The following is a 21818-nucleotide window of genomic DNA, read 5'->3' on the forward strand; positions in this document are numbered from 1 at the left end:
CATACGGGTCGTTCCCATGTCTCTTGTCGATAAACCCCTTTCGCCGCAGCGGCGCCGGTTCCTGCAGGACTCGGCGCGGGCGGCGGGCGGCTGCGTGGTCGCCGGATCGTTGCTGGCCTATCTGGCCCGCGACGCCCGCGCCCTGCCCGCCGATGCATTGCGCCCGCCCGGCGCATTGCCCGAGAAGGAGTTCCTGTCGGCCTGCATCCGTTGCGGTTTATGCGTGCGGGACTGCCCGTACGATACCCTGAAACTGGCCGAGCTTGGCTCGGATGCGGTGGCGACGGGAACACCATTCTTCATCGCCCGGGATGTTCCCTGCGAAATGTGCGACGACATTCCGTGTGTCGCCGCATGTCCAACAGGGGCGCTGGACCCCGGGCTGGAGAATATCGACGATGCCGAGATGGGTGTTGCCGTTCTGGTCGATCAGGAAAACTGCCTGAATTTCCTCGGTCTGCGCTGCGACGTCTGCTATCGCGTCTGCCCCGTCATTGACGAGGCGATCACGTTGGAGACGGCGCATAATACCCGGTCGGGTCATCATGCTTTGTTCATTCCAACCGTTCATGCCGACCGCTGCACCGGCTGCGGCATGTGCGAGAAAAGCTGTGTTCTGCCCGAGGCCGCCATCAAGGTGCTGCCTGCCCGACTGGCGCGCGGCAGTTCGGCCGAGCATTACCGCAAGGGTTGGGAGGAAAAAGCCGCCAAAGGCGCGCCGGTGGTCGAGGGGATCATCGATCTGCCGGACCGTTTGCCCGGACCGGGAACCGACAATCTTGCCGCGCCCGGCGGTTTTGCGCCTCAATATGATCTGCCGGGGGTGGGGCAATGAGTACTCGCACGCACATGCCCGTCGGTCAGGAGGCCGTTGAAAGCAAAGGGTGGATCGGGGCGCATCGCTTTTTGCTGATGCGCCGCGCAAGCCAGCTGTTCTTTCTGGTTCTGTTTCTGCTGGGCCCGTGGTTTGGCATCTGGATTGTCGAGGGCAATTTGGCAGGATCACTGACGCTGGGCGTGCTGCCTTTGACCGATCCGTTCATCCTGTTGCAAAGCTTGGTTGCAGGTCATTGGCCCGAAGTGACTGCGCTGATCGGCGGGCTGATCGTTCTGGTGGTCTATGCCCTGATTGGTGGCCGTGTTTATTGTTCCTGGGTTTGCCCCATAAACCCGGTGACAGACGCGGCCAACTGGGTGCACCGCAAACTGGACCTGCCGAAAGGCTGGCAACCCAAGCGCGGCACCCGGCTGTGGATTCTGGCAACCGTGCTGCTGGTCTCGGGCCTGAGTGGTGTGATCGCGTGGGAGCTGGTCAACCCGATCACCATGCTGCATCGCGGGCTGGTATTCGGCATGGGCTTTGTCTGGGCCATGATCGCGGCCATCTTCGTGTTTGACGTCTTCGTCTCACGCCATGGCTGGTGCGGCCATCTGTGCCCGGTGGGCGCGTTCTACGGGTTGATCGGGTCGAAAAGCCTGCTGCGGGTCAGTGCCGCCAATCGCACGGCCTGTGATGACTGTATGGATTGCTATGCGGTCTGTCCTGAAAATCAGGTGATCTCACCCGCGCTGAAAGGCAAGCCGGGAAGCTCGCCCCTGATCCTGTCACCCGACTGCACAAACTGCGGACGCTGCATCGATGTCTGCGCAGTCGACGTCTTCAACTTTACTCACCGGTTCGACGACCTTGTCGTTCAACCTTCCGATCCAGTTGCCGCGCCTGAGCCGCGCGCTGCCAGACCTATCTAGGGGAGTGCCAAGATGAAAAGATCAATCGTTACAGGCGGAATTGCCCTTCTACCCGTAGTTTTTCTGAGCGGATGGGCCTTTGCCCAGTCCGCTCAAGTCGAAACGCTGCGGGGCGCGGACGTAGACGAGCCGATCCCTTTGGATCAGATTCACAAAAATGTCGAAGGACGGATGCAACGTAATTATCGCCAGCAGCCACCGCTGATTCCGCATTCGATCGAGCAATATCAGATTGATGTGCGCACCAATCAGTGCCTGTCCTGCCATGACTGGTCCAAGGCAGGTGAGCGTAACGCGCCGACCCTTTCAATGACACACTATCTGGATCGCGAAGGCCGCGAATTGGATCGCGTCGCCGGGACCCGTTATTTCTGCAACCAATGTCACGTTCCGCAGGCGGACGCGCCGCCGCTTGTTGAAAACGTGTTCCAGCCCTCGACCGGCAACTGATTCAACACAAGATTGAAAGGAGCACCGACATGGCAGACTCCCCTGAAAAACGCAGCTTTCTGGGTCGCCTTTGGAACGCGATCTGGACGCCGGCGGTAATGTTCAGCTCGGGCTTTCTGATCCTTGCCGGATTTCTGGCCGGTATCCTGTTCTGGGGCGGATTTCACTGGACCCTGGAACTGACCAACACCGAAGAGTTCTGCGTCTCGTGTCACACGATGGAAACGAACCTGGGTGAGTATCGCGAGACGATCCACTACAACAACCACTCCGGCGTGCGTGCGATCTGCTCAGACTGCCACGTTCCGGATGAGTGGAACCACAAGATCAAAGCCAAGATCATGGCCGTGAAGGACGTCTATCATGAACTGGTGGGCACCATCAGCACACCCGAGAAATACGAGGATCACCGCCTGGCGATGGCCTCGGCCGTCTGGAAGAAAATGAAAGCGTCTGACAGCCGCGAGTGCCGCAACTGTCACAACTTTGACTACATGGACTTCACCATTCAGGAAACCCGCGCTGCCTCAGAACACCAACGCGCCATCGACAACGGTATGACCTGTATTGATTGCCACCAGGGTATCGCCCACAGCCTGCCACCCAACTATCTGGAAACATACGAAAAGGTGACTGCTGGATTGGAAGATGAAGTTGTGCAGGAGCACGCTGCCGCGGGTGACGACATCCGCGATTTCCTGAACAACAGCTCGAATTGATGTGGGGGCAGAGATGTTAGAGTTACTTGGAACCATCGGTGGCAACGTCCTGAGCTTGCCCGGCATACTCGGTCTGGCGCTAGGCATGATGACCCGCAAGCTGTGGCTGGGTGCGGCATTGGGCGGCGCAGTCGGCGTATTCGAAACGCTGGTTTTCGCAGGCTTCCGGTTTGCGCATGTAGAGCCACTGGAACTGATCATCGCTATTGTGGTCGGCGTCTGTGCAGGCAGCCTCGGCACTGCCATTCGCATCAAGGGCGCAACAGCCTGAAACACAGCCGGTTTCACCGTTTCGGTGGAACCGGCTAGTTACGTCGGGCCGGGCAGTGTCGTCACCAAGTCAATGACTGTCTTCTTGTGATTTCACGCCCGCTATCACCAATTCCGCATCTCCGGGCAAGGACTGGAAGGATGCGGGCAATGTGCGATCGGTGATGAGCACGTCTTTTTCTGTCAACCCGGGCAGGCGCAAAGCCGGGCTGGTCTGGGCCTCGTTGAATTTTGTGGAATCAACCGCCATAAAGGTTTGGTCCGCAATATCAGACATCGCGCGGGCCATATCAGCTTCGCATTGATCATAGACCATGAAGCCCTTGCTGGGATGCACCAGTGACGCCGACAATATGGCAGTCCGGGCCGAGAACCCTGCAATTACGTCATAGGCGACCCGGTCGAAAGCGGCGCCGTCGTGGTTGCGCAACTGCGTTCCCGCCATGAAGACCCTGTTGCCCTCTTCCATCGACAACGTGGCGGCGATGAAGGCCGAGTTTGTCACCACAGTGAGGTTTTTGCGCGCGCGAAGTGCCTGAGCAACGAAGCCCGAGGTCGACCCCGTGTCGATGGCAATGGCCGAACCGTCCGGTATCCGCGCCGCAACGGCGTCGGCAATCGCGACTTTGGCGGCACGGTTCTGCGCCATGCGGGCCAGAAACGGAGGATCCAGCACATTTTGAGTGCTGACCAATGCACCATGCACCTTGGACAGGCTGCCTTTGGCGACCATCGGCTTCACGATTCGCCTTACGGTCTGGTCCGACACGTTGAGAATGCGCGCCAGCTCCATGACCGAAATTCGCCCATGCAGGTTTACCGTGCTGAGGATGTCTTGCTCGTATTTCGACATGAAGCGCCGCGATATTTGTTGATTTCATCAGGTTACTTGCAAGTTTGACGCTGTTCAAGCGACTAACTTCAACACATTTTAAACATTTTTGTTGCTTTTTGTTGTTTTGCGACTTTTGATGACAACATATCATTTGAAGTGGGTGGGCGCATGACAACGCATTCGGTCAGACATCTCATTATTGGCGGGGGCATCATCGGATGCTCTATCGCGTATCACCTCGCACGGTCCGGTGAAACGGATGTTGTTCTTCTGGAAAGGGCATCCCTGACCGAGGGGGCCACCTGGCATGCGGCGGGGCTTGTCGGGCAGTTGCGGTCATCTCGCAACACGACGCGGATGCTGAAACGGTCCGTGGCGCTGTATGATCGTCTGGCCGAAGAAACCGGGATGGAATTCGACTGGAAGAAAGTCGGAAGCCTGCGCCTGGCGGCAACCAAGGAACGGCTTCTGGAAGCAAAGCGCCTGGCGACAATGGCCCGCAGCTTTGATCTGGAGATGGAAATAATCTCGGCCGCCGAGGCCAAGGCGCTTTTCCCCTATGTCGACGCGCAAGGTCTGGAAGGCGCGGCCTTCATCCCGTCGGACGGTCATGTCGATCCCGCAGGCTTGTGTCAGGCAATTGCGTCCGGTGCCCGGATGCACGGTGCCCGGATCCGCCAATCCGTAGAGGTCACCGATTTTGAGATCCATAACGATCGCATCACCAAAGTGATGACATCGGAAGGGGACTATGAAGCGGACACTGTCGTTCTGGCCGCCGGAATGTGGAGCCGCGAGCTGGCCGCGAAACTCGGTGTCGTTGTTCCGGCCTGTGCCGTCGAGCATCAATACATCGTAACTGAACCCCTGCCCGACGCCGATCTTGTAAAACGCCTGCCAACCCTACGGGATCCCGAGCGGCTGGTGTATTACAAACCGGATGCAGGCGGGAGGCTTGTGATCGGCGGGTATGAGGACAACACGCTGCCATTCGGCGACAGGGGTATTCCGGGCGCGTTTGTCCGGCAGCTTTTGCCGGACAACCTGGAGCGGTTTGCCCCCCTTGCCGAACTGGCAGGTCAGGTTTCGCCGGTCGTCAACACGGTTGGAATCCGGCAGGTGATCAACGGCCCCATCCCTTATTCCGCGGATGGCGATTTTGTCATGGGATGGGCGCCTGAACTGCGAAACCTGATGCTGGCGACCGGATTTCTGTACGGCATCGCGGCAGGTGGTGGCGCAGGAGAGATGATCGCGGAGTGGATTGTCGAAGGCCGCCCGAGCCTTGATCTGTGGCCTCTGGACGTGCGCCGGTTCAGTCCGCATCACGCCACGCGCGCCTTCATGTATCCTAGCGCGGTCGAGCATTACGCGCATCACTACAAGATGCGATATCCGGGGCAGGAGGCGGAAACGGCCAGAGACCTGCGCCTGTCGCCCCTGCATGAGCGGCTGAAACAACATGGCGCGGTGTTCGGGTCCAAGAATGGCTGGGAGCGGCCGCTCTGGTTCGCTCCGGCCGGTGTAGAGCCGGTGGATCAGTTGGATTTCCTGTCGCCGGGTTGGAAAACCTATGCCGAACAGGAACATAAGGCCGCGCGCGACGGGGTCGTTCTGATCGATCAAACCAGCTTCTCAAAGTTCGAACTGATCGGCCCCGGCGCACTGGAGGCCCTTCAAAACCTTGCCGTTTCAAATATGGACAAGCCGGATGGCACGGTGATCTACACCCAATTGTGCAATAATCGCGGCGGGGTTGAAGCCGATATCACCGTCACCCGATTGGGGCGGGACCATTTTTACATCGTCACCGGGTCCGGATTCGGCGTGCATGACGCGGATTGGATCCGACGTCACCTGCCCCGCGACGGGCGCGCGCAGCTGATCGAAATGACGTCGGCACGCGCCGTCATCAATATCTGCGGCCCCAAGGCGCGGGATGTGATGCAGGCTGTCGCGGAAGAAGACGTCTCGAACCATGCGTTTCCCTTTGCAACGGCCAGAGAGATCACCCTGGGAACGGCAAAGGTCCGCGCGATCCGCATAGGTTACGTCGGAGAGCTGGGATGGGAGCTGCATATCCCGACCGAGTTCGCCCTGCATGTTTATGACCTGCTTTGGCAAGCCGGCCAAAGCCATGGCATCCGCGACATCGGCTACCGCACCATCGAGTCCTTGCGGCTGGAAAAAGGCTATCTCTACTGGAGCGCCGACATCACCCCCGACTATTCGCCAATCGAAGCGGGCCTTGGCGCGCGGGTCCATCTGAAATCCAAACAGGGCTTCATCGGGCGACCGGTGCTGGAGGCGCAGAAAGCGACCGGCCCCGAGCGGCAGCTCTGCACGTTCATCACCGACGAGCGGCTGCCGATCACCGGAGGAGAGACCATACTGCATTCCGGCAAAACAGTCTCGCTGGCGTGCAGTGGTGGCTATGGGTTTACCGTCGGCAAGACCGTCCTCTACGGTTATCTGTCTGCGGGATTGGCTGGTGGGTCAGAATTCGAAGTGGAAGTGTTCGGAGAGCGTCACCCTATCCAGCATGTGGACGGACCGCTTTACGACCCGGCAAACAGCCGTTTGAAAGCCTGAGGGAGAGAGCGATGCAAACCGAGCCGAAACTTGAGATCATGCAGGCCCTTCGCAATGTGGCGGGGTTTGACACCCTTGCCGAGTCGGACCTTCGCACCAACCGGCTGGGCGGGTTGACCAATCTGGTCTACCGCGTCGAAGGCGGGCCAAGGACGGTGATCGTGCGCATCCCCGGCGAGGGCACCGAAGCCTATATCGACCGCGCGGTTGAAATCCACAACGCGCAGGTGGCCGCAAAAGCCGGGGTCGGCCCCGAAGTTCTGTGGGCAGACGCATCATCCGGCGTGATGATCAGTGATTGCGTACCCGACATCGTGACGATGACACCCGAGATGTTTGCGACGCGCCCCGGGTCTGCCGCCCGCGCGGGAAAGGCGCTGAGGCAGTTGCACGATGCCCCCGAGCCGTTCAAGTTTCGGTTCGAGCTGTTTTCGATGATCAACGACTACATGAAGGTGGTTGCGGACAAAAACGCGACCCTGCCGGACGGGTACGCGGACGTCGTGGCCGAGGCGGCCCCGATCCGCGAGGTGCTGCGGGACAAACCCGGGACATTGGTCCCGAGCCATTGCGACCCGCTGTGCGAGAATTTTCTGGATGACGGCCAGCGCATGTGGATCGTGGATTACGAGTATTCAGGCATGAACGATGCCCTTTGGGATCTGGGTGATCTGTCGGTCGAAGCCGGGCTGAACCACGAACAGGAACTGGAAATGCTAACCGCCTATTTCGACGGCCCGCCGAACGAGGCTCAGATCGGGCGCATGGTGATATACAAAGCCATGTGCGACCTGCTGTGGACGCTATGGGGATTGATTCAGCATGCGGATGAAAACCCCGCCGAAGATTTCTGGGCCTATGCCACGAACCGGTTCGAGCGGTGCAAGTCCCTGATGCTGGCCCCGTCCTTTGCGGCCCATGTAAAAGCCGTGGCCGAGGAATAGGGTTTCATCCACAGCCAGATCCGCCCTGGATACCGGATGTTTCCTAGCTTATCTCAGATCTTTGAGCCGCTTTCCCTAATACCTGTATCCCAATGAAGAACGGGCGGGTAAAATACGGGATGCGCCGGAGCGTAAGTGTATCTGCTCGTAGCGCGCTTCGGCTTCTTGCTGGTGCCGGGGTCGAGTCTGCTATTCTGCCCGGTATCTCATGTCGGCCACGGCACTTTTGAACCTCATTCAGCCGTGACGTGGCGTCAGGGCCAGACCGGCATATCCGGTCCCCTAAAACCTTGCCAGTGAAGTCAACTTGAGACTTGAACCTTATGATATTCAAGGAAAAGCGCGTGACGGTGTGGTATTTATGAAGTAAATCGGTCAATCAATGTAACAAGTTAACAGTGCCATCTGTTCCTGCTATGGATTCAGCATGAATTCCTCTCTATTTTTGGATTATACATATACATTATGTTTATGTACTAAGGGGAAAACAGGGGGACAGTTATGGAAGGAGTCGCAAGCCAATGACGCGAGTCCTTGAGGCATCACCACGCATTTCAAAAGTCCTTCATCTGGCAGATCTGAATGACTATGCCACTCTGTTTCAGAGAGAGGGCGTGGACGACGACATTCTGGACGAATTGACTGATCCGGAACTGCGTGATCTCGGGTTGACGGTTGGTGAAAGGAAGCGCTTTCGAAAGGCGCAGGCCAGGCTGAAATCGCAGGAAGCGTCGAAGCGGCCCGAAGTCCAGTCCAAGGCCGAGCGTCGGCAACTGACTTTGGTTTTCTGCGATCTTGTGGGGTCGACACGGCTGGCTCAGCGATATGATCCGGAAGACCTGATGCAGATCATGAACCTGTATCTGGATACGGCGATCGGCACCTTGAAACAGCACGGCTGCCATCTGGCCTATCGGCAGGGCGATGGCATAATGGTGTATTTCGGATACCCGAAGGCCATGGAAGATGATGCCGAACGGGCCGTACGAGCCGTTTTGGAGACTATCGAGGCCGTTCAGAACCTTGAAAACGAGTTCGGAGAAAAGCTTGACCTGCGGGCAGGCATTGCGACCGGAATGGTTGTCGTGGGCGTTGTTTCTTCGAAAAGCTTGGGATCTCAGGACTTTCTGGTGGGTGAAACGGCGAATCTTGCATCCCGCTTGCAAGGGCTGGCCGAACCGGGTGAAGTGATCATTTCATCAGAGACCCGGAGGCTGACCCAGGGTGCCTTTGAATTCGAGCCACGCGGCAGCCACGAGCTGAAAGGCTTTGACAATCAGCGCAAAGTGTATCGCGTGGTGTCGGAAATCATGTCCACCAGCCGGTTCGACGCGCGGGTGGGTCAATCCGCGGTCGATCTTGTCGCCCGGCATGATGATCTTTCAACCCTGACCCGGCTTTGGAGCGAAGCGCAGGAAGGCTCGGGCCGGCTGGCGCTTGTCGGGGGGGCTGCGGGAATCGGCAAGTCGAGGCTGATCAAGTCATTGTCTGAAACAATCGGGGTCAAACCCTTTACATTGCAGTGCATCCCGCACCTGACCAGTCTTCCGCTGCACCCCATTGTCGGAGAATTGAGGCGCGTTTCCGGCGACAAATCAAATGACAGTATCCGGGCGGCGATTTCGGACTTCGTGCAATCGGCCTCACGGCTGAGTGACGCAGACTTGCCCGTTCTTCTGGATCTGGCAGGTATCGAGACCGGCGCCCCGTCAGAATCCGACCCGTTGAAGAAGGCGCGCAAATCCCTTGACGTGATGCTGCGCAGTCTGGGAAGCCTGTGTGACAGGCGCGGCACGTTGTTGTTGGTGGTCGAAGACGTTCATTGGGCCGATGCGACCACGTTGGATGTACTGGATGCGCTTGCATCCGCCTTGAGCAACTTTCCAGTACTGGTGGTTCTGTCGCACCGACCTGAATACGAACCTCCGGAACATTTCGAAAGCAGAGCCGCGCGCATTGATCTGTCTCCGCTTGGCAATACCGAGGCATCCGAACTGGTCCGGCGCGTGGCCGAGCCGTACAGCCTGCCTGTCATCCTGATCAGGCAGATCATCGAAAAGGCGGATGGCGTGCCGCTGTATATCGAAGAAATGACAAAGGCGGTTCTGGACCAGCTGCCCCAGGATGCCCCGATCAACGCCGAGGTTCTGGATGCGCTGAGCGTCCCGGCCACCCTTCAGGACTCGCTGATGTCGCGTCTTGACCGTATGGAACATGCTAAACCAGTCGCCCAGCTCGGATCGGTCATCGGGCGCAGTTTCACCGCTCAGATGATCCACGCGGTGGCGCATGAAGACATGGATGTGGAAAGCGCCCTCATGCAGCTTATGGCGGCTGGCGTCGTGCTGATCACCAGCGATTCAGGGTCGGCCACATACACGTTCAACCACGCGCTGGTTCAGGATACGGCCTATAATTCGTTGCTGCGGGAAGACCGGCAGAAGGTGCATCTGAAAATCGCCCAAGCATTGCTGGACGGTCACAAAGCATTCGGCAGCCCGGCTCCTGATACCGTCGCGCATCATTGCGATCTTGGCGGATTGAAAGATGAGGCTGTCACGAATTGGGTCACGGCAGGTGAACTGGCGTTGTCCCGACTGGCAAACCTGCCCGCGATTTCCGCTTTCCGGGCCGCCCTGCGCAACATCGGAACTATGAAGGTCAACGCGGATCGCGATGGCTTCGAACTTCGGGTTCAAATGAACATTCTGCCCGCCTATATGGCGATTTACGGATGGTCGTCCGATCAGGTCGGCGAGACTGCCGCCCGGGCGATGGAACTGGCCCAGTCTTTGGGCGACGGCGAGACGCTTTTTGCCGCAACCTTCTGCCGTTGGACCCATTTCTTTGTTGCCGGTCAGATGAACCGAGCGATGGAAATGGGACAAGCGCTGGATATGATGGCCGGCATGTCCGACGACCCCGTCGCCAATGTGCTGGCGGCACGGGCGCTGAGCTTTACTCATTACTTCCGCGGGGAATTTTCGGAATGCGAACAACAGCTGGAACGCGCATTCGCTCTGATCACACCCGAGCTGGATATGGCCATGATGCCCATGACCCAGTCTTCCACGGCCGCGTCATTGCTGGCCATTCAGGGATGCCTGCTGTGGCAGCAAGGAAAGTTCGAAAAAGCCGAGGCCGCGCGTCTGGAATCCATCGAGGTCAGCAGAGCGCTGAACCACGCACCCAACCTTGTCTACGTGATGGGCGCTTGCAGCATGTTCCTGCCCTATGCGGGGGAATGGGACCGGCTTGACGTAACGATGAAAGAAGCCAGAAAAGTCGCGGATGAGGAAGGGTTTCTTTACCTTCACGCGATGCAGGACATCTATATGGGCCTCGCGCAGGCCGGAAAGGGCGATATCGCAGGTGTCCCGGAACGCATCGAGACATGCATGAACCTGATTTCCAAATCTGGTGGAAACTTTACTTTTCCTCAGAATCAGATTGTTCTGTCTGAGTTGATGATTGATCACGGAGACGTTGATCAGGCTTTGGACCGGCTGGAAACCGTTTGCATTCCCGGCTGGGAGCGCGGCGAGACGTTGAACAAACCTGAATATCACCGTGTGCGAGCAAAGGCTTTGGCCGCAAAGGGGGACTTGGACGCTGCAATCAGCGAGGCGGAAAAAGCGCTTTCGCTTGCGCGGGATTGCCGTGGAGTTGTTCAGGAGCAGCGGGCCCGCGATCTGCTGGGCAGATTGAAAGAAGAAAAATGAACAAGATTGACTGCCCCGCCAAATTGGGCAGCAGCACCGAGAGGGATTTGCAATGACCGATGCATTGGATTGGAATGAAGATCAGTGGAGCGCCGTGAAAAAGGCCGTCCATGATGAGGCGCTTCGCGCCCGGGTGGCTGCCAGTTTCCTGCCCCTGTACGGACCGCTGCCCGCTGACACGCAGTCCGTCCCGCTGAACAAGCTGGATCTGGTCGAGAACTCATCTGGTGCATCCAAAGAACGTCTTGACGTGAACGATTATGATACGCTGCGCCTTACCACCGTATCGGTGAACGTGTACCTGAAAGGCGCACAGGTGGCTGATCCGGAACTGACGGCGGCTCAGATCATGTTCCGCCGAGCGGCCGCCGTTGTGGCACGGGTAGAGGATGACATCATTTTCAACGGTCAACCCGGCACCGGACAGGCCCCCAAACACGCCGGCGGCGCGCACGCCTCATTGCCGCAGATCTATACGATCAGCGGCGGTGGCAAATATCCGGGATTGCTTGAAGCGGGCGAAGGCAAAACCAAATCCACGACCAAAAAGAACTACAGCGGAACCGATGTTTTCGAGGCCGTCGTCGAGGGCATCAGCACGCTAGAAACGCATGGCTATCTGGGCCCCTATGCCTGTGTGATGGGCAACGGTCTGTTCCGTGCGGTCACGACCCCGCTGCCGAATTCGATGGTACTGCCACGTGACAGCATTCTCCCGTTCCTGGACGGGCCGTTGCTGCGTTCCAGCACCCTGCCCCCGGACAAGGCAGTGCTTGTGTCCCTGCTGGGTGCACCGGTTGAAATCGTCGTGCCCTCGGATATCGCCGTGAAGTATCTGCAAACCTCTGCCGAGGGCGAGCACGTCTTCCGCGTGCAGCAGAAGTTCCATCTCAGGATCAAGGAAGCTAAGGCCGTCCGCACCATAACCTGTTGACCGGAGATCGGGTCGTGCGCGAGTTTTCAGATCGGGGCGTGACGCTGCGTTGGTCCGAGGCGATCAACGCAGACGGTCTCAGTCGGGTGTTGGTGGAAGCCGGTCCATCCGTGTCGTCGCATGACACGCTACGTCTGATCTGTTCGGAAGATGGCGGCCCCGAGCGTGCCATTCGCGGGTGGCCCTTGTTGCGGGACCCGCAAACCGGGTTTCAACAATTCGCAGCCATTCTGCCGTCGGTCAAACAGGAAAAAACTTTTTCCTGGCGTCCGGTGCTGACGTCGGGAGGGCGCGAGTTTGACCCCGGGCCCGAAAAAGAAATTGAACCTGCCGCGCCGGAACCGGCAAAAACCACAGTGACGTCGCCGGTATTGGAACATGTTGCCAAATTTCTGGTGCCGTTCGATAGCAGCTTTCATCCCTCGGGCGAGACGCCGGATGGGGTTTGGCTGCATTTCGCCATCAAAGAAGGGGGCACCGTCGAAGGCCCACATCTAAAGGGAACGATCGAGCCGATCGGAGGAGACTGGATGCGCGTGCGGCCCGATGGTGTGGGACTGCTTCATGCAAAGGCGCTTATCAGACCGTCCATCGGACAAGCCCCGATCCTATTCGAAGATACGGGTGTGTGTGACTTCGGCCCGGACGGATATGCGGCATTGTCCAAGGGCAATCTGCCCGCTTCGGCTCCGGTACGGCTTGCACCGCGTTACCTGACCTCGAATCCGCATTACAGCTGGATGAATCGGGTGCAGGGTTTTGGCATTGGCGAAGCCAGCCTGTCAGACATCACCCTGCGCTTTGACGTCTATTCCGCGAAAGGAATTTCCGATGCCTGACAAGGTTGTCATTCTTGGGGGAGGCGTGGCTGGCATGAGCGCCGCGCACGAACTGATTGAACGCGGGTTCGAGGTAGAAGTCCACGAACGCCAGCTGATCCCCGGCGGCAAAGCCCGCAGCATTCCCGTAATGAAGGGTGAGGGGGATCATGGCTCGAAAGCGAAACACATCAAGGCACTGGAAAAATGGGCTGAGATGGATGGAGCCAATTATCCGCCCGGCGTGAAACGGCCCTGGCTGCCCGGTGAACATGGGTTCAGGTTCTTTCCGAACTTTTATCGGCATATCACCGACACGATGGCCCGAACGCCGTATTACGACAAGGGCACATGCTTTGACAATCTTGTCCCGACCACGCAAGTTCTGGTCAGCCAGTTTGACAAGCCCGGCATCATTGTCCCGGAACGGTTCCCCCGCACGCTCAAGGATGTTGCGGATGCCTTCAAGACCATTGCCTTCGCGCTTTCGCCGAGGGACCAGATTGCGTATGAGGATGTCGAGCATTTTGTCGCCTGCATGTGGCGGATCGCGAGCTCTTGCAAGGAACGCCGGTTCGACGAATATGAACGGATCGGTTGGTGGGATTTCATCGGTGCGCAGGACCGCTCGGAAGCCTATCAGAAGTTCCTTGCCATCGGCCTGACCCGTTCGTTGGTGGCCGCCAAGGCCACGACGGCAAGCACGAAGACAGTGGGGGACATTGCGGTTCAGCTTCAGCTGGGCATTGCCACGCCCGAACCCCACTGCAACAGGCTGCTGAACGGGCCCACAAATCTTGTCTGGATTCAACCGTGGCTGGATTATCTGACAAGCAAGGGGGTCGTGTACAATTTTGACTCCAAAGTCACCGGAATCGAGTGCCGAAACGGTAAGATCATTGGCGCAACGGTCGAACAGGATGGTGAAGAAAAGCAGGTCACGGGGGATTGGTTCATCAGCGCCATGCCGATTGAACGCATGGCACCGCTTGTGACCCCGGAAATGATGGCGGTTGACCCTGCACTTGCCAAACTGCCTTTGCTGGCCGATGACGTGCAATGGATGAACGGCATTCAGTTCTATCTGACCAAGGATGTCGAGCTGACCCATGGCCACGTCATTTTCATCGACAGCCCATGGGCTTTGACGGCTGTGTCGCAAAAACAGTTCTGGCCGGGGATCAATTTCGAAAACTGGGCCGAAGGAAAGACCAAAGGCCTGCTGTCAATCGATATCTCCGAATGGGACAAGCCGGGGCTGAACGGAAAAACCGCGCGCGATTGCACCCGGGAAGAGATCGCAAAAGAGGTTTGGGAACAGCTCAAGCGCAGCATCAACGTGGATGGCCAAACCATTCTGCGGGACGAGGATATGCACTACTGGTTCCTCGATCCTGATATCGTTCAAGACCCGAACGACCCCAAGCGTCAAAGCAATGTCGAACCCTTGTTGGTCAACCGTATCAACAGCTGGCGCTTGCGCCCGGATGCGGCCACGCTCATCCCGAATTTCTTCCTGGCATCGGATTACGTCCGCACTTTTACCGACCTTGCCACGATGGAAGGGGCGAACGAGGCCGCGCGTCGGGCCGTCAACGCCATTCTTCAACGCAGTGGATCGGATGCCGAGCCCTGCCAGATCTGGGACCTGCACGAGCCCGACATCCTGAAACCGCTGCGCGCTTATGATTACGCCCGCTATCAGGCTGGCCTTCCGTGGGACAACCGGTTCGCGGTTGCGGTCGAAGCCGCGCTGAAAATGGGTCAGGACACGGCAGGAGTTGATCGTGGCGGTGATGGCCCTCTTGCCGCCATAGGGGAACCGGCGGCGGAATATTCAAAACCCGGCGGCATCACCGAGGAGCCAGCCATTGCCGAAGCGCTTCGAATGATCTGCCCCCCGAAAGAGCTGTTCGACCTCATCGCGAACTACGAGCCCACAGCGGATCTGCCGATCCCGGGGGATGAGCTTGCGGAAGATGTCGCGTATGATCTGGGTCGGGACAGTGGTCAATCAGGTGCCTTGTCCAGGGCGTTGCCAATTTCTGACGAACCGCTTTCTGCGCTTGGCGCCGGTCCGGAACGATCCGGCGCGCGGGAAAACAAAAGCCGCGTGATCATCATCCAGAAGGGCTGAGCCTGTGAAATCCGGAACCGCGCATTTGGATCCTGCGGCGAAACAGGATTTTCTAAAAACCCTGACCTTCTACGGGGATCAGGCGCGCGAAACGCTTTTGGGCCTGTTGCCGACGGGTGAGCCTCAGGCCTATCTGTATGGCCCGATGCGCGATTACATCGAAACCTCGGGCAAGGGCCTGAGGCCTGCCCTGCTGTTGGCGACATGCGAAGCCTTCGGCGGAAACAGCGAGAATGCAAGGGTCTCGGCCGCGGTTCTTGAGCTGTTGCACAACGCTTTTCTGATCCACGACGACATCGAAGATCAAAGCGATTTCCGGCGCGGGCGCGAATGTATGCACAAGCGGCTTGGGGTTCCCCTGGCGATCAATACCGGCGATGGGATGCAATCGCTTGCCCTGCGTCTGCTGCGTCAGAACCTGGGGCCGTTGGGCCCGGAAACCGGTATGCGCGTGGTGGATGAGTTCGACCATCTGTTGCAGCAATCCATCGAAGGTCAGGCGCTGGAGCTTGGCTGGATCCGCGACAATCGTTTGAACGTCGATGCATCAGATTATCTGAGGATGTGTCTGAAAAAGACCTGCTGGTACAGTTTCATTCACCCGATGCGCATCGGGGCCCTGATTGCGCGGCCACATGATGTCGCGTCCGGTGCGCTGAATCTGGATGATTTCAACGCCTTCGGCTTTTTCCTGGGTGCAGCGTTTCAGATTCAGGACGACGTCTTGAATCTCGTCGGCTCACAGGACAGTTACGGCAAGGAAATCGGCGGCGACATCTATGAAGGCAAACGCACGCTGATGCTGGGCCAGCTTGGCCTGAAAGCGGAAGAGCCTGAACAGGCACGGTTGGCCGAGATGTTGTCAAACCCGCGTGATGCCCGGTCGACGCAAGATGTCGCCTGGGTGCTGGAGCGCATGAACCACTACGGCAGCATCCGCTATGCGCAGGACGCAGCGAATGATCTGCTGGCCGCGGCCCGGAATGAGTTCGCGCGGGTGTTCGCGGGCACAGAAGACGCGCCGCGCGCATTTCTGGGACAGTTCATGGACTATCTGGTGACCCGTCAGGTCTGAGCGCCCGCCACCTCGAAAATCACCACAACCGAGGTCTGGTCCGTTCCGGTACAGGCGATCCGACCATGATATTCACCGGGTTTGGAGAGGTCGGGTATAGTCACCGCAACAGCAACATCCGTTGCTTCCCCCGGTTCAAGCTGGATTTGTGGCGGGATCACACTGATGCGGTTGGCCGGCAGAATGTCGCCGTTCGGATTGGTCAGATCACCCGGTTCGAACTGCATCTGAACAGGTGCCGCGCCTTCGGGTGCTTCAAAGGACAGCAGAATGGTGGCGGTGCTGCCGGGGTGACAGGATTTGCGACACCTGAACGGACCGTCCAGATGTTGCCGCGGGCCCCGCTCTGTTTCGAGCACGCGGCGCGCTATATCGGAAATCAGTTGATCGTCGGGCTGCGGCGCAATCGGGCTGACCGCCCGAGATGCACTAACATATGGTTTTCGTTCGAAATACGGCATGCCTAACTGTGCACGTGCCGTGCGGATCAGTAAATGGTAAATTCACGCTCTGCGATCACGGTAAACGTCTGCCTATTTCCCTTTCCAGACCGGGTCTCTTTTCTCGGCAAAGGCGCGCGCGCCTTCCAGCTGATCTTCGCTGGCATAGAGAACGTCCACGGTTCTGAGCTGACGCTTGGTGATGCGGTTCATGGCATCCTGAAACTTGGCGTCTTCGGCATCGCGTACGATTTCCTTGATCGCGGCATAAACCAGGGGCGGTCCTGAGGCCAACAACCGGGCCAGTTCCCAGGCGCGATCCATCAGTTGATCCGCGGCGACGATCTCGTTCACCAGACCCCAGCGATTGGCTTCCTTTGCGTCGAACCACCGGCCGGTAAGCAGCAACTCCATCGCGATGTGGTAAGGGATGCGCTTGGGCAGTTTGACGCTGGCCGCATCCGCGACAGTCCCCGAGCGGATTTCCGGCAGGGCGAACGTGGCGTGGTCGGCGGCAAGGATCATGTCGGCTGACAAGGCCAGCTCCAGCCCGCCGCCACAGGCGATACCGTTGACGGCCGCGATCACGGGTTTGTTCAGGTCGCGCAGCTCTTGCAAGCCGCCGAACCCTCCGACGCCATAATCCCCGTCTACCGCATCCCCGTCGGCCGCTGCTTTCAGGTCCCAGCCCGGGCAAAAGAACTTCTCTCCGCCGCCCGTTAGAATGGCCACGCGCAGCTCTGGATCGTCGCGAAACGCGGCGAATACCTCACCCATCCTGCGGCTGGTGACAAGATCGATGGCGTTGGCCTTGGGCCGGTCCAGCGTCACCTCAAGGATCGCTCCGTCGCGGCGGGTTTTGATCGGGTCCATATCTCAGGCCTTTCTTATCAGAGCATCCACGGCAACGGCCTTGTCCGGCGCGCACAGGAGCGGGTTAATCTCGACCTCGTCAAGCGTGTCGGCATTTTGCATGACATAGGCCTGAACGGCCTCGACTGCGGCGATGATTGCATCCATATCAGCCGCCCGTTGGCCGCGATAGCCCGCCAAAAGCGGGGCAATTTTCAACTTGCCTAGCGCGGCACGGATGTCCTCGGGCGTGCTTGGCACCAGCACCGACGCCGTATCGCGCAGGATTTCGGTCAGTACGCCCCCCGCCCCCAATGTCAGGACAAACCCATGCGCCGGGTCACGGACGACACCGACCAGCAATTCGGCAACGGTTCCGGTGATCATCTCTTCGATCAGGATGCTATCTGTGCCAATTTTGGCTGCGACATCGGCCACATCCTCGGCCTTGATGCCCAGCCGAACAGCGCCGTGTTCGGATTTATGCGCAAGCCCAACACCTTTCACGGCAAAGGGGGCTTCCATGTCCTGCGCGACCGAATGGGCCTCTGCCGGGCCGCAAACCGTGCGGCTTTGCGGAACTCGCAGGCCGCATTCGGCCAGCGCCCGTTTCGATTCGCCTTCGGTCAGGGTTTGGGTCGCCTCAGCCGTTCCAGGCAACCAGACAGGATGCGCGGACGGGGGCGAAATCTGACCTGCGGCGCGCGTGGCCGCCAGTGCTTCGCGCAATCCCATGAATGGAACGACACCACCGGCCATCAGGTCTTGCGCGACGTCTTCAGACAGAAGTTCAGGCAGCGTTGCAACAATCGCAAACCGGGCGCCGGTTTCGGCACGCACTCTCAACGCAGCTCGGGTCGCGCAACTCCAGTCGGTCGGATCCGTCGTCGGATAGTCTACGATCGAGAACGTCAGGTCGATGTCGTCACCCGTCATGCCCGACCAGGCCTGTGCCATCGCCTCTTCATCGCGCCAGATATACGTGTGATAATCCAGCGGATTGTTCAACGCGACCATAGGGCCAAGCGCGTCACGCAAGCGCGCCCTTTTGTCATCGCTCAACTGTGGAAAACTCAGGCCGGTGCCGACGGCCATGTCTGCGATCAGGCTCGCCTCACCCCCCGAACAGCTGATCGACGCGATGTTACCCCCGGGGAGCGGCCCGTAGCAGTGCAGCAGTTTCAACGTTTCTAGGAAATCCGGCAACGTCGAAAGACGCGGGATGCCCAATCGGTCCAGCAGCGCCTGCGCGCCTGCATCACTGCCCGCGAGAGACGCGGTATGAGAGACGGTTGCGGCCTGTGCCTGTTCGGATGCACCGACTTTGAGGGCGACCAGCGGGATGCCCTTTTCGTGGGCCTTCGCGGCCAGCGCCTCCCATTCCCGGATGTCCTTGAACCCTTCGATATGCAGACCCACGGCGGTTACGCGCGGATCATCGATCAAGGCCGAGGCGATTTCGGCCTGGCTGGTTTGGGCCATGTTTCCGCATGCCATCATGTAGGCAATCGGCAACCCACGTTTCTGCATGGTCAGGTTGATCGAGATGTTCGAACTTTGCGTCAGGATCGCCACGCCCTTGTCCACAGGGGTGGCCCTGTGCTGGTCCGGCCACAACAGCGCCCCATCCAGCGCGTTGATGAAGCCATAGCAGTTCGGGCCAAGAATGGGCATGTCACCGGCTGCGGCAATCAGTTGATCCTGCAAGTCCCCGCCGGTGTCATCTTCGGCAACGGCCTCGGAAAAGCCCGATGCAAAGCACACCGCCCCACCTGCGCCCATACTGGACAGGACACGAGCGGCCTCGATGGTGGCGTGGCGGTTGATCCCGATGAAAACCGCATCCGGGGCTTCGGGCAGGTCTTCGATGTGGGCATAAACCTTGTGTCCTGCAATTTCAGACGCTTTGGGATGAACCGGCCAGATTTGACCGGCATAGTCCATGCGTTCGGATTGCAGAACAACCTGCTGACACCACGCGCCGCCACCGATGACGGCGATGGATTTCGGGCGCAGCAGCCGGGTCAGGTCTTTGTTCATGGTCAGGCGCCCAAGGGACGCAGAAGATCGCGGCTGATGATGTGGCGCTGAATTTCGCTGGTGCCGTCCCAGATGCGCTCGACCCGGGCATCGCGCCAGAACCGTTCGATCGGGAAATCGTCCATCAAACCCATACCCCCGAAGATTTGCAGTGTGGTATCCGTCACCCGCGCCAGCGTTTCCGAGGCATAGAGCTTGGCCGAGGCAATCTCGCGGTTTGATGGCAGATTTTGGTCCAGACGCCACGCGGCCGCGAGTGTCAGCCAATCGGCGGCATCGATCTCGGTAATCATGTCGGCGATCTGGAATCCGACGCCCTGAAACTTACCAATAGGCTGGCCGAACTGCTTGCGCTCGGCCGCATAGTTCAGCGCATAGTCAAAGCAGCGCCGCGCGCGACCGACCGAGAACGCCGCAACCGTCAGGCGGGTTGCGTAAAGCCATTCGTTCATCACGGCAAAGCCGCCATCAACCTCGCCCAAGACCTGTGCATCGGGCAGACGGCAGTTGTCGAAATACAGGATATAGTTCTTGTAGCCCTTGTGGCTGACCGAGTTGTAGCCCTCGCGCACTTCAAACCCCGGCGTACCGCGATCCACAAGGAAAGTGGTGATGCGTTTCTTCGGGCCCTTGGGGGTTTCGTCCACGCCGGTCGCGATGAAGACGATGAAGAAATCCGCATGTTCCGCGCCCGAGATGAAATGTTTCGATCCGTTGACAACCCAGTCGCCGCCATCGCGCACCGCCTGGCATTTCATACCACGCACATCCGAACCCGCATCCGGTTCGGTCATCGCCAGGGCGTCCATCTTGTCACCACGTACGGCAGGCAGAAGATACCGTTCGCGCTGCTCGTCGTTGCAGGCCATCAGGATGTTCTGCGGGCGCCCAAAGAAATGCGTCAGTGCCATTGACCCGCGGCCAAGCTCGCGCTCGACCAAGGTGAAATCCAGATGAGACAGACCTGCGCCGCCGACTTCCTCGGGGAAGTTGCAGGCATAAAAGCCCAGATCGATACATTTCTGCTTGATCTGCTCACCCAGCTCAGGAGGCACGGTTCCCGAACGCTCGACCGCGTCTTCATGCGGGTAGATTTCGTTTTCAACAAAGCTTCGGACCGTCGAGACGATCATGTCCTGTTCTTCTGTCAGACCAAACTGCATGGCGCGTGTTCCCTGGATCGGTGGTTGACCAACCAAACGCCATCGCTCAAGGTCACGGCATGCAGAGTTGATATCAAATCATGCCAAATTCGAAAATTTTGACGCGACAATACAACATCCTGCTCTTCAACGGGTTTTCGAACCATTGCCTTGCAAACATGGTCGAACCGCTCAGGGCTGCGAACAACTTGTCGAGGCAGGTTTTGTATTCGTGGTGTTTCTGCTCCATTGACGGAGACCCCGTTCAAAGTTCCAGCGGCCTTGTCGTTACACCGAATGGTTCAATCTTGGATCAGCAAGGCGACGTTCTGGTGGTCATGCCGTCTTATGGGTATCGCAAGTTGGACACGCGATCGACCACGCGCACCGTGCTGGCTGCGGCCCGAAAACACCGGCAAGTGGCCGGATTGGATACCGGCAGTTGGCTGCTGGCCCGCGCCGGTTTGCTGGATGAGCACCGGGCGACCATTCACTGGGACGAGCTTTCCCGGTTCGAAGAAAGTTTTCCGGCCGTGGATGCGGTGCAGGAACGTTTTGTCATCGATGGCAACAGGCTGACCTGTTCTGGGGCGATGGCCGCGTTCGATCTGGCCTCGACCCTGATCCGCAAGGATCACGGCCCCCTTTTGTCCATGGAAGTCGGGCATCTTCTGATGAGCCGAAATGGGCAGGATCATTACCCTTTGCCTCTGAAGTCCGAAGACACTTTGGTCAATCGCGCACTGGCTGTCATGCAGGCGAACCTTGAAACACCTCTTTCGATCAGGGAACTGGCCCGCAAGATCGGGTGTTCACAAAAGCGGATCGAAATGCGCGTTCAGGCAGAGCTCAAAACCACGCCGCAGGCGCTGTATCGTCGGCTGAGGCTTAACCTTGCACGCAATCTGGCAGAAGATACCGAGCAGTCCATCGCCGAAATCGCCGGTCGTTGCGGATATGAAAACGCCAGCGCCATGACGCGAGCGTTCAAGGCAGAATTCGGCCAGACACCGACGGCGTTTCGCCACCGGAGCTTGTCTGACGGCTGAATGGGGTGCGCATGGCGATGCCCGCTTTCCTGGAAAACCAAAGAACCCTG

18 protein-coding genes are annotated in these 21818 nt (G+C 58.7%); 13 read left to right on the plus strand and 5 right to left on the minus strand.

Annotation, left to right across the window (positions count from 1 at the left end; all coding sequences use genetic code 11):
• Positions 1 to 16: 16 nt before the first annotated feature.
• From napG to ACR0LI_RS10125, 5 genes are read left to right on the plus strand one after another with little or no spacing between them, the layout of a single operon-like run.
• Positions 17 to 835 carry a ferredoxin-type protein NapG gene (gene napG / locus ACR0LI_RS10105; RefSeq protein WP_171723679.1) on the plus strand — a complete coding sequence of 273 codons (819 nt, stop codon included), beginning with the start codon at positions 17 to 19 and terminating at the stop codon, positions 833 to 835.
• Complete coding sequence (gene napH / locus ACR0LI_RS10110) at positions 832 to 1749, plus strand: quinol dehydrogenase ferredoxin subunit NapH (RefSeq protein ID WP_480718455.1); 918 nt, start codon at positions 832 to 834, stop codon at positions 1747 to 1749. Before napG ends, napH begins: the two co-directional genes overlap by 4 nt.
• A 12-nt stretch (positions 1750 to 1761) precedes the next feature.
• A complete protein-coding gene (locus ACR0LI_RS10115) occupies positions 1762 to 2199 on the plus strand; it encodes a nitrate reductase cytochrome c-type subunit (protein ID WP_480718456.1) in 438 nt (145 codons plus the stop codon).
• 29 nt (positions 2200 to 2228) lie between these two features.
• On the plus strand, positions 2229 to 2918 hold the full coding sequence (locus ACR0LI_RS10120; protein ID WP_210092839.1) for a NapC/NirT family cytochrome c: 690 nt from the start codon (positions 2229 to 2231) through the stop codon (positions 2916 to 2918).
• Positions 2919 to 2931: 13 nt separating this feature from the next.
• On the plus strand, positions 2932 to 3189 hold the full coding sequence (locus ACR0LI_RS10125; protein ID WP_152460390.1) for a hypothetical protein: 258 nt from the start codon (positions 2932 to 2934) through the stop codon (positions 3187 to 3189).
• A 69-nt stretch (positions 3190 to 3258) separates the two neighbouring features.
• Here ACR0LI_RS10125 and ACR0LI_RS10130 read toward each other — a convergent pair whose 3' ends face one another.
• The gene (locus ACR0LI_RS10130; RefSeq protein WP_171635857.1) at positions 3259 to 4041 is read right to left on the minus strand and encodes a DeoR/GlpR family DNA-binding transcription regulator; all 783 of its coding nucleotides are present in this window, start codon (positions 4039 to 4041) and stop codon (positions 3259 to 3261) included.
• Between the two features lie 150 nt (positions 4042 to 4191).
• On the opposite strand from ACR0LI_RS10130, the gene ACR0LI_RS10135 reads away from it, so the two are divergent.
• The 7 genes from ACR0LI_RS10135 (at position 4192) to ACR0LI_RS10165 (ending at position 16245) form a co-directional block, all read left to right on the plus strand.
• Positions 4192 to 6615: a GcvT family protein gene (locus ACR0LI_RS10135; RefSeq protein ID WP_480718457.1), complete on the plus strand. Its 2424-nt coding sequence runs from the start codon at positions 4192 to 4194 to the stop codon at positions 6613 to 6615.
• A gap of 11 nt (positions 6616 to 6626) precedes the next feature.
• Positions 6627 to 7559, plus strand: a complete 933-nt coding sequence (locus ACR0LI_RS10140) for a choline/ethanolamine kinase family protein (RefSeq protein ID WP_480718458.1) — start codon at positions 6627 to 6629, stop codon at positions 7557 to 7559.
• 521 nt (positions 7560 to 8080) lie between these two features.
• On the plus strand, positions 8081 to 11281 hold the full coding sequence (locus tag ACR0LI_RS10145; protein ID WP_209834062.1) for an adenylate/guanylate cyclase domain-containing protein: 3201 nt from the start codon (positions 8081 to 8083) through the stop codon (positions 11279 to 11281).
• A gap of 52 nt (positions 11282 to 11333) precedes the next feature.
• On the plus strand, positions 11334 to 12215 hold the full coding sequence (locus tag ACR0LI_RS10150) for an encapsulin (RefSeq protein ID WP_480718459.1): 882 nt from the start codon (positions 11334 to 11336) through the stop codon (positions 12213 to 12215).
• Positions 12216 to 12229: 14 nt separating this feature from the next.
• Positions 12230 to 13054, plus strand: a complete 825-nt coding sequence (locus ACR0LI_RS10155; protein ID WP_480718460.1) for a DUF3237 domain-containing protein — start codon at positions 12230 to 12232, stop codon at positions 13052 to 13054.
• A complete protein-coding gene (locus tag ACR0LI_RS10160) occupies positions 13047 to 15170 on the plus strand; it encodes a hydroxysqualene dehydroxylase (protein ID WP_171635849.1) in 2124 nt (707 codons plus the stop codon). Before ACR0LI_RS10155 ends, ACR0LI_RS10160 begins: the two co-directional genes overlap by 8 nt.
• 4 nt (positions 15171 to 15174) lie before the next feature.
• Complete coding sequence (locus ACR0LI_RS10165; protein WP_216600139.1) at positions 15175 to 16245, plus strand: polyprenyl synthetase family protein; 1071 nt, start codon at positions 15175 to 15177, stop codon at positions 16243 to 16245.
• Here ACR0LI_RS10165 and ACR0LI_RS10170 read toward each other — a convergent pair.
• From ACR0LI_RS10170 to ACR0LI_RS10185, 4 genes are all read right to left on the minus strand, one after another.
• The gene (locus tag ACR0LI_RS10170) at positions 16236 to 16706 is read right to left on the minus strand and encodes a hypothetical protein (RefSeq protein WP_480491346.1); all 471 of its coding nucleotides are present in this window, start codon (positions 16704 to 16706) and stop codon (positions 16236 to 16238) included. The two genes, ACR0LI_RS10165 and ACR0LI_RS10170, sit on opposite strands and share 10 nt — an antisense overlap.
• 72 nt (positions 16707 to 16778) lie before the next feature.
• A complete protein-coding gene (locus ACR0LI_RS10175) occupies positions 16779 to 17558 on the minus strand; it encodes a carnitinyl-CoA dehydratase (protein ID WP_171635845.1) in 780 nt (259 codons plus the stop codon).
• 3 nt (positions 17559 to 17561) lie between these two features.
• On the minus strand, positions 17562 to 19577 hold the full coding sequence (locus ACR0LI_RS10180) for an acetate--CoA ligase family protein (protein ID WP_480718461.1): 2016 nt from the start codon (positions 19575 to 19577) through the stop codon (positions 17562 to 17564).
• A gap of 2 nt (positions 19578 to 19579) precedes the next feature.
• A complete protein-coding gene (locus ACR0LI_RS10185; protein ID WP_152460401.1) occupies positions 19580 to 20740 on the minus strand; it encodes an acyl-CoA dehydrogenase family protein in 1161 nt (386 codons plus the stop codon).
• A gap of 158 nt (positions 20741 to 20898) precedes the next feature.
• Here ACR0LI_RS10185 and ACR0LI_RS10190 point away from each other — a divergent pair, with 158 nt between their 5' ends.
• Positions 20899 to 21768, plus strand: coding sequence for a GlxA family transcriptional regulator (locus ACR0LI_RS10190; RefSeq protein WP_480718470.1), 870 nt, complete (start codon positions 20899 to 20901; stop codon positions 21766 to 21768).
• The last annotated feature ends 50 nt before the right edge of the window (positions 21769 to 21818 follow it).

Source organism: Ruegeria sp. CL7, from assembly GCF_056536445.1.